Origin of the sequence: Nocardia sp. NPDC005366 (assembly GCF_040606855.1) — a bacterium.
Lineage (GTDB): Bacteria > Actinomycetota > Actinomycetes > Mycobacteriales > Mycobacteriaceae > Nocardia.
This window is the reverse complement of the sequence record NZ_JBEXFQ010000005.1, coordinates 93,754-106,318: the sequence shown is the minus strand read 5'-3', so window position 1 is coordinate 106,318 and position 12,565 is coordinate 93,754. Positions and strand designations below refer to the sequence as shown.

Here is a 12,565-nt window from a genome sequence, read left to right as displayed (position 1 = left end):
GGTTCGTGACGAATCAGGCGGGCGTACAGCGACCGTCGTCAATACTGTCACAATCTGTTATCCGAACGTTACAGATTCGGCGAACTAATAGGAAGCCCACGGAGTGTGGGCCAACGTGCCCTGTTCAGTGTGTGTCGACCCGTTCTCGGTGCGCCGCGAGCCGCGCGGACGGGAATTGGCACGGCCCGCCCTTGAGCGCTGGCACTCTCATGTATAGAGTGCTAGCAGGCACCGCGTGATGTGTGGGTGCCAAGCCTTTGACCACTGAGCAGGGGTCCCGGCACCCGCGACGACGGGGCTATGCGCAGGGTCAGATCGTTCGGTCGTAGGCGAATGCCTGCGGGCCGCTCGAGACAACACGACACCGATGGTCCGGGACAACAGGTTTCGGACGACCGTATATCCCCTGAAAGTGGAGGGCTCAACGTGGCGAGCGTGAACATCAAGCCGCTCGAGGACAAGATCCTCGTCCAGGCCAACGAGGCCGAGACGACGACTGCCTCCGGCCTGGTCATTCCGGACACGGCGAAGGAGAAGCCGCAGGAAGGCACCGTCGTCGCCGTCGGACCCGGTCGCTGGGACGACGAAGGCGAGAAGCGTATTCCGCTGGACGTCCAAGAGGGCGACACCGTCATCTACAGCAAGTACGGCGGCACCGAGATCAAGTACCAGGGCGAGGAATACCTGATCCTCTCCGCGCGCGACGTGCTGGCTGTCGTCAGCAAGTGACCGCGTTCCCCGGCCGTCCGGCCGGGATCGAGTCGTAACGACACTGCCCCGGTTCCCCTACAGCGGGGCCGGGGCAGTGTCGTTCGAGGCCTATCCAAGGAAAAGGACATATGCCAAAGCAGATCGAGTTCGACGAGAAGGCTCGCCGGGCTCTGGAACGCGGTGTCGACAAACTCGCCGACGCCGTCAAGGTAACTCTCGGCCCGCGCGGTAGGCACGTGGTGCTCGCGAAGGCCTTCGGTGGCCCGACCGTCACCAACGACGGTGTCACCATCGCGCGCGAGATCGAGCTCGAGGATCCGTTCGAGAACATGGGCGCGCAGCTCGTCAAGAGTGTCGCCACCAAGACCAACGACGTCGCGGGTGACGGCACCACCACCGCCACCGTGCTGGCGCAGGCGCTGATCCGCGCCGGCCTGAAGAACGTCGCCGCTGGCGCGAATCCGATCAGCCTCGGCGTCGGCATCGCGAAGGCGGTCGACGTGGTCTCCCAGGCCCTGCTGGAGCTGGCGACGCCGGTCTCCGGTGAGGAAGCCATCGCGCAGGTCGCGACCGTCTCCTCGCGCGACGCGGAAATCGGCGCGATGGTCGGCAAGGCACTGACCACCGTCGGCAAGGACGGCGTCGTCACCGTCGAGGAATCCTCGACGTTGCAGACCGAACTGGTCGTCACCGAAGGTGTGCAGTTCGACAAGGGCTACCTGTCGCCGTACTTCGTCACCGACGGCGACAGCCAGCAGGCCGTGCTCGAGGATGCCTACATCCTGCTGCACCGCGAGAAGGTCAGTTCGCTGCCTGACCTGCTGCCGCTGCTCGAGAAGATCGCCGAATCCGCCAAGGCCGTGCTGATCATCGCCGAGGACGTCGAGGGCGAAGCGCTGTCCACCCTGGTGGTCAACTCGATCCGTAAGACGATCAAGGCCGTCGCGGTCAAGGCGCCGTTCTTCGGCGACCGCCGCAAGGCGTTCCTGGACGACCTGGCCGTCGTCACCGCGGGCACCGTGATCAACCCCGATCTGGGGATCACGTTGCGCGAAGCGGGCCTCGAGGTGCTCGGCAAGGCCAGGCGCGTGGTGGTCACCAAGGACGAGACCACGATCATCGACGGAGCGGGCACCGCCGAGGACATCGCGGCCCGCAGCGCGCAGCTGCGTCGCGAGATCGAGGCGACCGAATCCGATTGGGATAGGGAGAAGCTCGAGGAGCGGCTGGCGAAGCTGGCCGGCGGCGTCGCGGTGATCAAGGTCGGCGCGGCCACCGAGACCGCGCTCAAGGAGCGTAAGTACCGGGTCGAGGACGCGGTGAGCGCGGCCAAGGCCGCCGTCGACGAGGGCATCGTGCCCGGCGGCGGCACCGCGCTGGTGCACGCCGCCGCGAAACTCGTCGAGCTGCGTGATTCGCTGTCGGGCGATCAGGCCATCGGGGTCGAGGTCGTTCGGACCGCGCTGAGCGCGCCGCTGTACTGGATCGCCAGCAACGCCGGCCTCGACGGCGCCGTGGTGGTCAGCAAGGTCGCGGAGGGTAAGGAAGGTTTCAACGCCGCCACCCTCACCTACGGCGATCTGCTCACCGACGGTGTCGTCGACCCGGTCAAGGTGACCCGCTCGGCCGTCGTGAACGCGGCGTCGGTGGCGCGCATGGTGCTCACCACCGAGAGCGCCATCGTGGAGAAGCCGGCCGAACAGGCCGATGACCACGGTCATCACGGCCACAGCCACTGAGCTCGGCTCGCATCGCATAACAGACGAGGCCCTCGGATCCGCCATGGTCCGGGGGTTTCGTCGTCGGTGGGGAACTCGGGCGCTCATAGCGCGGATATCTGGAATCAGCCCGCGCGGGAGTCGCCGAGCGCACGATGGCGAGGGCCGTGGCGGGGCGTGGTCCGCGGCAGGCGAGTGGCGATCGCGCAGGGGTGAGCCGCGGAAGGGGCCCGTGGTCGGCGAGGGGGTGAACGCCGTGTGCGGGAGCGCCGTAGTCGGCGATGGGTGATCGCGGCGTCAGGATGCGGCCGGGGGCCGTTCGTCGGTGATGGCCGCGAGTAGGCGGTCGCGCAGGGCGACCGGCGGCTGGGTCGACGCTATGTCCGCGAGTGCGGACAACGCGTCCTTCGTCCGGCGCACTTCCGCGAGGAACGCGGCGCGTAGGGCGGGGTCCTCACTGTCGAGCAATTCTTGTACCGCGTGATGGTCTTCGTCGTCGATCGATCCGAGCGCGACGGCGTGCGCGAGATCGATCCGGACTTCGCTCATCTCACGTCACCCCCAAACTTTTCTTCAGTCGTGTCAGTCCGTCCCGAATTCGGGACTTAACGGTCGGTAATCCCACGCCCAAATAGGCCGCTACTTCAGCGTAGGTTCGCCCGCCGTAGTAGGCGAGCGAGATGGCTTCTCGTTGGGTCTCGGTCAATGTCGCGAGCCCTTCGATGACGGCCTGTTGTTCGAGCCTGCGCTCGACCTCTTCGGTGACTTCGTCGAATTCGTTGCCGAGCACCCTTATTCCGTAAGCGACTTCACGTTGGGTGTGGGCCTGTTCGGCGCGCACCCGATCGACCGCTCGTCGGTGGGCCAGGGTCATCAGCCATGTCACCGCCGACCCTTTCGCTGGGTCGTAGCTGGCCGCGGTGCGCCAGATTTGGAGATAGACCTCTTGCGTGGTCTCTTCCGCGTACCCGGGATCGTGGAGAACCCGGAGCACCAGACCGAATACGCGCGCACACGTTCGGTCGTACAGTTCGGCGAAAGCTTTCTGATCGGACTGGCCGCAACGATGCAAAAGGGCGGCGAGCTCGATACTTTCGGCTGCGCGTGCCGACGTCGCAGAATCCACACGGGGTGGGATGGCTTCTCTTCGGAACGAGTCGCCCTCTGCGGCCGGCTGCCGCGTTGTCACAACGCTCCATTCTGTGTCATCGGTCACTACCGTAGCGGGCCGCTATCGCCTCCCTTTCGGTGGGTGTAGGCAAACCGCCCGTCGCTCAGCGACTTCGGTTCGGCTACTGCCGGACACCGAGTGCACGTAGATGGCACGCAACGGCGTTTCGCGGATGACGCGCCATGACTCGCCGATGCGTTGCGCGAAACGCCGGGTCGGCAGTTGACGGCTTCTGACCGCCACGGCGGCGGGCTGACGGTGGTGACCGTCGGGCAGCCTGCGCGCCGATTGCCGGATGTGAACTCCCGACGCGAATGGACCGTCAGGGGGTCGACCGGTGATCGTGCGTGTGTTGTTCAGTGGCCGGTTGTTCGCTAGGCATTCGGCGCACCGCACGGTTCGGATGGGACGGATTCGGCGAAAGGGCGCTACACCGCCATACGGCGCCGATTGCGCCTGGCGTGCATCTCGCGTTCGGTCTCCGACATACCGCCCCAGATGCCGTAGGGCTCGCTGACTTTCAGCGCGTGACTGCGGCACTGCATGAGTACCGGGCAACTGCGGCAGATTTCCTTGGCGCGCATCTCCCGTGCGGTCCGAGCGCGTCCACGCTCGCCGTCGGGGTGGAAGAACACCGCGGAATCCTGCCCGCGGCATGAGCCTCGCATCTGCCAATCCCAGACATCTGCGTTCGGTCCGGGGAGGTGGGTCGGCATGGGCATGGTGAACTCCTCGTGATGCGAGCTCGTCAGCGTTGTCGAGCAGTTTGTTCTGCAAAGTTTCTCGGACCGCGGCCGGGTTGGCGGGTGGCCCGAGGCTCGCCCTTCTCGGTCGCTGCAATTTCGCGCGGCGCCGACCGTGGCGATGAGTTACGTTAGGTCCAGCCGCGAAATTCCGTCAATAGTTCGACGCACTGGTTTCCCAAATCTTCAACCGCGAGATTTAACCTACTCGCTGTTTACTTTTTACGTTGACTCCGGTGATACTGTTCGACTGGCCAGTAGGTGGCTGGACCTCATCTGGCCTCTCCCTGGCCTCGTTTCCGCTGGTAGAAGCGAATTTTTCAGTGAATTCGCCGGTTGTCGGGGCGGTAGCGGTGAGGTATCGGTGGTCGCGACCGCCTCGGTGGCTGTGTCCGGTTGCCGCGCGAGAGATGGCGGAAGCGGGGCGCGCAGGTTAATTGCGCGAAACGCATGTGAATTCGCGTCGATGCGGATCCGCCAAAGCCGGAACGAGATTTACCTGATGGAAACACTTGCTTCGTACTGGAAGTGCTGAGTAGTTGCCGGTCGCGCGGCGCGGTTTTGCGCCGGTGCGGTCCCCGCGCCGCCAGGGGATAGAGTGCGGCCGTGTTCGCACCAGCTCCGCTCGTGGATATCCGATCTGAAGTACTCGCTGTGGCGGCCTTCGGTGACCGGCCCGGCATCGCCGCTGCCGAGTTGCCGGCCGCCGCCGACGCGGGCGAATCATGGCTGCGAGCGGTGGTTATGGGCGGTCAGGGCCACTACGCCGCGGCACGCGCGCAGCTGCGCCGCATCCGTGCGCTGACCACCGATCCGGTGCTGCTGTCGCTGGCGGCGAGCACCGAAGGATCGCTCTTGCGTCAACTGGGCTGGCATGCGCGAGCCTCCGTGGCCGATGGCCGGGCCGTCGCGTTGTTGTCGGACGGGCCGCTGCTCGGCGGGGCGAATCCCGATGCCGTGGTCACGTCCGCCGTCCCAGCTGAGCAACCTGGCGCACTCGAGCTGTCCGAGCCGTGGACACTCGCCGAGTTCGCTGCCCGACCCGATCGGGTCGCCGCGCTGTGCGATGCGCTGACGGGCCTGGCCGCCGACGCGCTCGGCACCGGCCGAACGGCACTGGCCACCCGATTGCTGCGCCGCGTCGAGAAGGTGCTCGACGCGCGGCACCCGAGGGCGATGATCCGCTGGCATTGGGTGAGCGCGGAGACCGCGTTGGCAGCGGGGCGGCCGGAATCCGCGACCATCCACGCCGACGCGGCGCTCGCGCTCGCCGAACAGTGTCCATCGACACGGCACCGGGTCAAGTCGCTGCTGCTCGTCGCGGCGGCGGCGATGACCCGGGGTGATGAGGTCGCGGCGGCGGAGGTCGCCGGCGAGGTCGCCGCGCGGTGTCGCGAACACGAATTACTTCCACTCGGATGGGCGTGCGCGATGCTGCGGACGGGGCTCTCGGATTCGAGCGCCGCCGACGAGGCCGCAGCGTGTGGCGCGGCGATTGCCAGGCGCGGCGGTCACTTTCGGCCCTTCGGCGCCGACTGAGCCGACCGGGGACGTTGTGGCGACAACACACCGCGTTGCCCAGCAGTGTGTGTTGTATCGCTATTGTTAGACCCGTTCCGCAGCTCCGCGGAAGCACAGGGTCCTCTGGCCGGTGCCACTTGTAACGCCAGGAATCTCTCTGACGATGACGAACATGGGCGAAGAGTTGGACCTCGCCGTCACTGCCGCTGCGCAGGGCGACAGATCCGCTTTAGCTCAGGTACTAGAGCTGATCCGCCCGTTGGTAGTCCGTTACTGCCGCGCGCGGATCGGGGCAGCGGAGCGCGGACAGCTCTCCGCCGACGATGTCGCGCAGGAGGTATGCCTGGCCGTGATGACCGCCTTGCCCAGGTATCAGGACCAGGGCAGGCCCTTCATGGCCTTCGTGTACGGAATCGCTTCGCACAAGGTCGCAGACGCTCATCGAAACGCCGCCCGTAACAAGGCGGAGGCGATGGCCGAAGTACCAGATGTCATATCCACCGACCAAGGGCCGGAACAACGAGCTCTCGAATCCGAGACGAGCAGGCAGATGAACCGCCTGCTATCGACGCTTCCCGAGAAGCACCGAGAGATTCTGATCCTGCGTTTGGTTATGGGTTTGTCAGCGGAAGAAACCGCGGTCGCCGTGGGCAGTACGGCGGGTGCGATACGGGTTGCCCAGCACAGGGCGCTCGCGAAACTGAAGTCACAAGTGGCGAGGGCAGGTGAAATGTATGGCTAGGGATGGCGAGCGCGGTCGGGGCGACTGGAAGGCGCGACGTGGATCGCGGAACAGCGGTCCCTACGCCGGGGCTTCTGGTGACTCCGGACCGGTGGATATCGCCGCGGTCCGCTGGGACGACGCGCTGATCGACGCCATCTCTCATGGTGGGCCGGTGCAGACCGACAGCACGGAGGAGTTCCAGCTCGCGGCGCTGCTCGCGGATTGGCGGGCGGAGATCATCGTGCCCCCGCTACCGAGCGCCCCCGATCTGGACGTGGTGGCCGCAGCGGTGAATCAGGAGATCGGCGCGCGCAAGGTGCGGGTCGGGGCCCAGGCCAACGGCCGTTTGCGGCTGGTTCGTCCCATCCTCGGTACCGCGGCCGCGTTGGCCTTGGTCATCGGTGGTCTGACGGCGTTCTCGTATAACGCCGAGCCGGGTAATCCGCTGTGGCGGGTCAAGGAAGTCGTGTTCAGCGAACAGGCGCAGACCACCGTGGTCAATCGCGCCGACAGCCAGCTGGATCAAGCCGAACAGGCCCTCGCGCAACATAATCCGTCCTCCGCCAAGGCTCAGCTCGAGGCCGCGCTCGCCAACGTCGATCAGGTGAGCGATCCGGTGAAACGCGCTCAGTTGCAGACGCAGTGGGCGCAACTGCTCGAAACGCTGCGCAAGGATTCGCCCGCGCTGGCCGAGCAGATCGAGTCGATAACGAAACCGGCCGAGCCGAAGCCGACCACGGGTCCGGGCAGCAATACGCCGTCGACTCCGGGACAGTCGGGTCAGCAGCCCGCGAGCCAGACCACGCCGAACAACACGATCATGCAGGTTCCGGTCGAAACCTCGGAGCCGAAGCCGCCGACAGCGACGCAGCCCACCGCGCCGACTCAGCAGGAGCCGCCGTCGGTGACCACGGTGCCCCAGGCGACGCAGGAGCCGCCCACCCAGGCCTCACCCACGCAGGAGCCGCCGACTCAGGCTCAGCAGCCCACCCAGGAGCCGTCGACCGCGGCTCCGACCGGTGGTGGGCAAATTCCCACGCAGCCCTCGAATCTGACCCCGAATCCGGGCATCACGATACCGACCCTGCCTTTCACACTTCCGGGTCGTCCGACCAGCTGATTGCCGTAATCCGGACCCCTGATCGTGAAGGATCGGATTCCGACTCGCTCCCCGCATACCGGGGATGGCTTTTCCGGTAGCTCCGTGGAAAAGTCACTCGACCCGAAAACCGATCGCCGGACCGGCGATCGGTTTTTCACGGTGTGCCCACCCGATAGTCGCGCGTGTGTCGTTTCTCGTGCCGCTGTGCGTCGCGAGCGAGAAATGACAGTGCGAGAAATGACAGTGGAAGCGCCCACGACTCGCCGGACACGCCCGAAGCGGGTCCGCGAGTCGTTCCGGTACGTCAACCGCCGGAACAGCGTCGACCGGGACGTGCGGGATTCAGTCGAATCCGTCGAATCCGTCGCCGTGGAATGCCTCGTTCATCGAGGCGTCCGCGTATCCCCGGCAGTAATCCCAGGTGACATACGCTTCCGGGGTCGGGTCGTAAGCGGGTTCGTGCGGTCGGACCGTTCCGTCGACCAACAGTTGAAGCAAGTTGGCGCGGAGCATGTCCCAATCGTGGTAGTGATCCTGCCTACAGTCCTCGCAACTCACTACGAGTCCGCGGATCCCGCGGTGCGCGAGTAGCGCCTCGTAGACAGCGAGATCGGCGAGATCCTCCTCGACCGCAAGGCGCTCGTGGGGATCCAGCGGTTCGCCGGGCTCGATGGCATCGAGCGCGGCGGACGGGTCGGAGGGGTCTCCGGCGAATGGATCCGGCGGCAAGCCAGGTGGTAGATGGTCACGCACACACCCACGGTACGCAGAACAGGGTGGTCTGCGCCAGCGATGCGGCCCGCAAGTTTCGCGGGCGGTGTCGGTTCGCGCGGTCGGCGCGCTGGCATCGAGGCGCGGTCACTGGAGAGTTTGCGGGACAGATACCATGGGTTCAGGCGCCGCCCGGTTCCCGACACGCTGGTCGTCGCCGTCACCGTTCATCCCAGAAATTGTGCGCGACGCCGGTCCATTCGGCGTCTGTCGCTTTCGATGTCCAGGAGGGGTCGATCCGAATGAGTAGTCCCGTAACGGGCGAACGAATCGCAGTCCGCCCCCATACGGGTGGCGACGATCCGAACAAGATCGCCATGCTCGGCCTCACGTTCGACGACGTGTTGCTGCTGCCTGCCGCATCGGATCTCATCCCCAGCTCGGTCGAGACCTCGAGTCAGCTCACCCGGGAGATCCGTCTGCGCACCCCGTTGGTGAGTTCGGCGATGGATACCGTCACCGAGGCCAGGATGGCCATCTCCATGGCGCGGGCGGGCGGTATGGGTGTGCTGCACCGTAATCTGGCCGCCGCCGATCAGGCCGCCCAGGTCGAGACAGTGAAGCGCTCCGAGGCGGGCATGGTGACCGATCCGGTGACCTGTCGCCCCTCCGACACGCTCGCCGAAGTGGACGCGATGTGCGCCCGGTTCCGTATCTCCGGCCTGCCCGTGGTCGATGAGACCGGCGCGCTTGTGGGCATTATCACCAACCGCGACATGCGCTTCGAGGTCGATCAGAACCGCCGTGTCGCCGACGTGATGACCAAGGCGCCGCTCATCACCGCTCGGGAGGGTGTGACCGCGGAGGCCGCGCTCGGGCTGCTGCGCCGCCACAAGGTGGAGAAGCTGCCCATCGTCGACGGTAATGGCCGGCTGCGCGGGCTCATCACCGTCAAGGATTTCGTCAAGACCGATCAGTACCCGAACGCCACCAAGGATCGCGACGGCCGCCTGCTGGTCGGCGCCGCGATCGGCGTCGGCGAGGATTCCTGGTCGCGTGCCATGACCTTGGCCGACGCCGGTGTCGACGTGTTGATCGTCGACACAGCGCACGGACATCAGGCAGGCGTGTTGCAGATGGTGACCAAGGTCAAGACAGAGGTCGGCGACCGCATCCAGATCGTCGGCGGCAATGTCGCCACCAGGGCGGGCGCGCTCGCCCTGGTCGAGGCCGGCGCCGACGCGGTGAAGGTGGGCGTCGGTCCCGGCTCCATCTGCACCACTCGCGTCGTCGCCGGTGTCGGCGCGCCGCAGATCACCGCGATACTCGAGGCTGTCGCCGCGTGCAAGCCGCACGGTGTGCCGGTGATCGCCGACGGCGGCATCCAGTTCTCCGGTGATATCGCCAAGGCGATCGCCGCGGGCGCGTCCACCGTGATGCTCGGTTCGCTGCTCGCGGGCACCGCCGAATCGCCCGGTGAGCTGATCCTGGTAGGCGGCAAGCAGTTCAAGAGCTACCGCGGCATGGGTTCGCTCGGGGCGATGCAGGGCCGCGGGCAGGCCAAGTCCTACTCCAAGGACCGCTACTTCCAGGACGACGTCCTGGCCGAGGACAAGCTGGTTCCCGAGGGCATCGAAGGCAGGGTGCCGTTCCGCGGCCCCGTCAACCAGGTGATACACCAGCTCACCGGCGGCCTGCGGGCGGCGATGGGCTACACCGGCTCACAGTCGATCGCGCATCTGCAGGAAGCGCAGTTCGTGCAGATCACCGCGGCCGGTCTGAAGGAGAGCCACCCGCACGACATCACGATGACCGTGGAGGCCCCGAACTACACTGGTCGCGGCTGATCGAACGATGAGGACTAGGCGCGCCGAATCCGGCGCGCCGAATCGCGACAACCCGGCCGCGATAACCGGGCCGTGAGTTCGCCGAGCGGCCACCGGGTCGGCGGTCGTGCACGGCCCTACCCGGTCGGTGCATGAGTGACCTGCCCGAAGGGGATACGCGTACCGGCCCGGCCACCGCCGAGCCACGCCGCGCCCGTCCCCCCGAGCCGGCCGCGAACCCGCCGCGCCCGCGCGGCCGAATCACAGGAGGACACGTGCGCGACATGGTCGAGATCGGCATGGGCCGAACCGCCCGGCGTACCTACGAACTGGACGATGTCGATATCGTCCCCTCGCGGCGGACCCGCTCGTCGAAGCAGGTGTCGCTGGCCTGGCAGCTCGACGCCTACCGGTTCGAGATCCCGTTCCTCGCCCACCCCACCGACGCCCTGGTGTCGCCGAGGTTCGCCATCGAATTGGGCCGTCTCGGCGGACTCGGCGTGATCAACGGCGAGGGGCTGTGGGCCAGGCACGCCGATGTCGAGGCGAAGATCGATCAGCTGCTCGAACTCGTCGGCAAGGGCGGGTACGAGCGCGCGGTCGCACTGTTGCAGGAATTGCACGCCGCGCCGATGCAGGCTGATCTGCTCGCGGCGGCGGTCGCGGAGGTTCGCGCCGCCGGGGTGACGGTCGCGGTGCGGGTGAGTCCGCAGAACGCGCGCGCGCTGACGCCGTCGCTGGTGCAAGCGGGTATCGACCTGCTCGTCGTGCACGGCACCATCATCTCCGCCGAACATGTCGGGGACGGCGAACCGCTCAACCTCAAAACCTTCATCGCCGAACTCGATGTGCCGGTGGTCGCGGGCGGCGTGAGCGATCACCGCACCGCGCTGCATCTGATGCGCACGGGGGCGGCGGGTGTCATCGTCGGCTACGGCTCCTACCCGGGCGCAACGACCACCGGCGAGGTACTCGGTATCGGGGTGCCGATGGCCACCGCCATCGCCGACGCCGCCGCGGCGCGTCGCGATTATCTCGACGAGACCGGCGGACGCTACGTGCACGTCATCGCCGACGGTGATATCGCCACGTCCGGTCATCTGGCCAAGGCCATCGCATGCGGCGCCGACGCGGCGATGCTCGGTGTTCCACTGGCTTCGGCCGCCGAGGCGCCGGGCCGGGGCTGGTACTGGCCGTCGGCCGCCGCGCATCCTTCGGTGCCGCGCGGTTCGATGCTGCATGTCGACGACCCGTGGGATCTCGGTGGCGAGTCCATCGGGGAACCGGTGCGGCCGAATCTCGAGCGTGTCCTGTACGGCCCGTCCGACGACCCGTTCGGTTCGCTGAATCTGGTCGGCGGTCTGCGACGTTCCATGGCCAAGGCCGGCTACTCGGACCTGAAGGAATTCCAGCGGGTCGGTCTCAGCGTCCGCGCGTGAACCTCAGCGTCCGCGCGTGAACCTCAGCGTCGGTGCGTGAACCTCAGCGTCCGCGCGTGAGCGCTGAGCTCAGCGCGCGTGGCTCGGCGCGCGGTAGCCGCGGAGGAATTGCTTGATGGCGTGGTTCACCGGTTCCGGGTGGGTCATGGTCACCGCGAGCCGAGCGCCCGCGATCTCGACGTAGGTCGCGGCGATCAGATCCTGCGCGAGTCGTTTGGCGCGGTGGTCGGGGATACCGCTGTCGGTGGCGTGGATCACCAGTGCGGGACAGGTGATTTCGCGCAGGCGGCCGACCACCGACTCGCGGCCGAGCAGACAGCCCGCGGCGACTTCGATGCCGCCGCGGTCGCGCACCAGCCAGCGTTTGGTCCAGATGGCGCGGTACCAGTCGTCGTCGCCGATCAGCCAGTGCGCCAACTGATTGACCGCACCCCTGCGGGATTCGTCGTCATACCACTTGTCCAGGAATTCCTGGGTCGCCGTCGACTGTTCCGGAGTCGGCCCGTGCGCTTCGGTGCCGATGAGTGTCAGCGCCGAAACTCGTTCGGGTGCGATCAGCGCGGTGCGCAGCGCCGTGATGCCGCCCTGTGCGGTGCCGCCGAATACGGCGCGCTCGGCGCCGAGGTGGTCCAGCACGGTGAGCGCGTCGCGGGCCGCGGTCCAGTAGGTGAACGGCAGGCCCTGATCCCTGGTGCGGCCATGTCCGCGCGCGTCCCAGGAGACGATGCGGAATTCCGGTGCCAGCGCTGCCATCTGAGACGCGAACATCGTACGGTCCATGAAGAATTCGTGCGCCAATAGCACTACCGGGCCGTCCCCGCCGCTGTCCTCGTAGTGGATGTCGGCATCTATCGCGCGGGCGAAGGGCACGACCATGAGGATAGCCAGGGGCGCGGTGG

At 66.9% G+C, this 12,565-nt stretch carries 12 protein-coding genes; 7 read left to right on the top strand and 5 right to left on the bottom strand.

Annotated features, from left to right (window positions below; translation table 11 throughout):
• Window positions 1-426 precede the first annotated feature (426 nt).
• Window positions 427-729 carry a co-chaperone GroES gene (groES, locus tag ABZS43_RS07955; protein WP_040704586.1) on the top strand — a complete coding sequence of 101 codons (303 nt, stop codon included), beginning with the start codon at window positions 427-429 and terminating at the stop codon, window positions 727-729.
• A 110-nt stretch (window positions 730-839) separates the two neighbouring features.
• Complete coding sequence (gene groL / locus ABZS43_RS07950; protein ID WP_355035073.1) at window positions 840-2,450, top strand: chaperonin GroEL; 1,611 nt, start codon at window positions 840-842, stop codon at window positions 2,448-2,450.
• A gap of 276 nt (window positions 2,451-2,726) precedes the next feature.
• Here the strand turns inward: groL and ABZS43_RS07945 are convergent, their stop codons facing one another.
• The 3 genes from ABZS43_RS07945 to ABZS43_RS07935 all read right to left on the bottom strand — a co-directional run bounded on the left by ABZS43_RS07945 (window position 2,727) and on the right by ABZS43_RS07935 (window position 4,322).
• The gene (locus tag ABZS43_RS07945) at window positions 2,727-2,978 is read right to left on the bottom strand and encodes a hypothetical protein (RefSeq protein ID WP_355035072.1); all 252 of its coding nucleotides are present in this window, start codon (window positions 2,976-2,978) and stop codon (window positions 2,727-2,729) included.
• Window position 2,979: 1 nt separating this feature from the next.
• Entirely contained in the window at window positions 2,980-3,555 is a 576-nt protein-coding gene (locus ABZS43_RS07940) for a sigma-70 family RNA polymerase sigma factor (protein WP_355035071.1), read from the bottom strand.
• Between the two features lie 473 nt (window positions 3,556-4,028).
• The gene (locus ABZS43_RS07935) at window positions 4,029-4,322 is read right to left on the bottom strand and encodes a WhiB family transcriptional regulator (RefSeq protein WP_040704593.1); all 294 of its coding nucleotides are present in this window, start codon (window positions 4,320-4,322) and stop codon (window positions 4,029-4,031) included.
• 627 nt (window positions 4,323-4,949) lie between these two features.
• On the opposite strand from ABZS43_RS07935, the gene ABZS43_RS07930 reads away from it, so the two are divergent.
• The 3 genes from ABZS43_RS07930 to ABZS43_RS07920 all read left to right on the top strand — a co-directional run bounded on the left by ABZS43_RS07930 (window position 4,950) and on the right by ABZS43_RS07920 (window position 7,708).
• Window positions 4,950-5,882 (top strand): hypothetical protein, encoded by a 933-nt coding sequence (locus ABZS43_RS07930; protein ID WP_355035070.1) that lies wholly within the window; start codon window positions 4,950-4,952, stop codon window positions 5,880-5,882.
• Window positions 5,883-6,027: 145 nt separating this feature from the next.
• Complete coding sequence (locus ABZS43_RS07925; RefSeq protein ID WP_355035069.1) at window positions 6,028-6,606, top strand: sigma-70 family RNA polymerase sigma factor; 579 nt, start codon at window positions 6,028-6,030, stop codon at window positions 6,604-6,606.
• A complete protein-coding gene (locus ABZS43_RS07920) occupies window positions 6,599-7,708 on the top strand; it encodes an anti-sigma-D factor RsdA (protein ID WP_355035068.1) in 1,110 nt (369 codons plus the stop codon). Before ABZS43_RS07925 ends, ABZS43_RS07920 begins: the two co-directional genes overlap by 8 nt.
• Window positions 7,709-8,032: 324 nt before the next feature.
• Here ABZS43_RS07920 and ABZS43_RS07915 read toward each other — a convergent pair whose 3' ends face one another.
• Window positions 8,033-8,443: a DUF5319 domain-containing protein gene (locus ABZS43_RS07915; RefSeq protein WP_040704598.1), complete on the bottom strand. Its 411-nt coding sequence runs from the start codon at window positions 8,441-8,443 to the stop codon at window positions 8,033-8,035.
• Window positions 8,444-8,703: 260 nt separating this feature from the next.
• Between ABZS43_RS07915 and guaB the strand changes: the two genes are divergently transcribed.
• Window positions 8,704-10,248, top strand: a complete 1,545-nt coding sequence (gene guaB, locus ABZS43_RS07910; protein ID WP_355035067.1) for an IMP dehydrogenase — start codon at window positions 8,704-8,706, stop codon at window positions 10,246-10,248.
• A gap of 254 nt (window positions 10,249-10,502) precedes the next feature.
• A complete protein-coding gene (locus ABZS43_RS07905) occupies window positions 10,503-11,666 on the top strand; it encodes a GuaB3 family IMP dehydrogenase-related protein (RefSeq protein WP_355035066.1) in 1,164 nt (387 codons plus the stop codon).
• 69 nt (window positions 11,667-11,735) lie between these two features.
• Here the strand turns inward: ABZS43_RS07905 and ABZS43_RS07900 are convergent, their stop codons facing one another.
• Window positions 11,736-12,542, bottom strand: a complete 807-nt coding sequence (locus tag ABZS43_RS07900; protein WP_355035065.1) for an alpha/beta fold hydrolase — start codon at window positions 12,540-12,542, stop codon at window positions 11,736-11,738.
• Between the last annotated feature and the right edge of the window lie 23 nt (window positions 12,543-12,565).

Bases quoted from the DNA above. Each gene is read 5' to 3' on its own strand.
- ABZS43_RS07925 (WP_355035069.1), top strand. From the start codon at position 6,028: ATGACGAACATGGGCGAAGAGTTGGACCTCGCCGTCACTGCCGCTGCG.
- ABZS43_RS07945 (WP_355035072.1), bottom strand. From the start codon at position 2,978: ATGAGCGAAGTCCGGATCGATCTCGCGCACGCCGTCGCGCTCGGATCG.
- guaB (WP_355035067.1), top strand. From the start codon at position 8,704: ATGAGTAGTCCCGTAACGGGCGAACGAATCGCAGTCCGCCCCCATACG.
- ABZS43_RS07900 (WP_355035065.1), bottom strand. From the start codon at position 12,542: ATGGTCGTGCCCTTCGCCCGCGCGATAGATGCCGACATCCACTACGAG.
- groL (WP_355035073.1), top strand. From the start codon at position 840: ATGCCAAAGCAGATCGAGTTCGACGAGAAGGCTCGCCGGGCTCTGGAA.
- ABZS43_RS07920 (WP_355035068.1), top strand. From the start codon at position 6,599: ATGGCTAGGGATGGCGAGCGCGGTCGGGGCGACTGGAAGGCGCGACGT.
- ABZS43_RS07935 (WP_040704593.1), bottom strand. From the start codon at position 4,322: ATGCCCATGCCGACCCACCTCCCCGGACCGAACGCAGATGTCTGGGAT.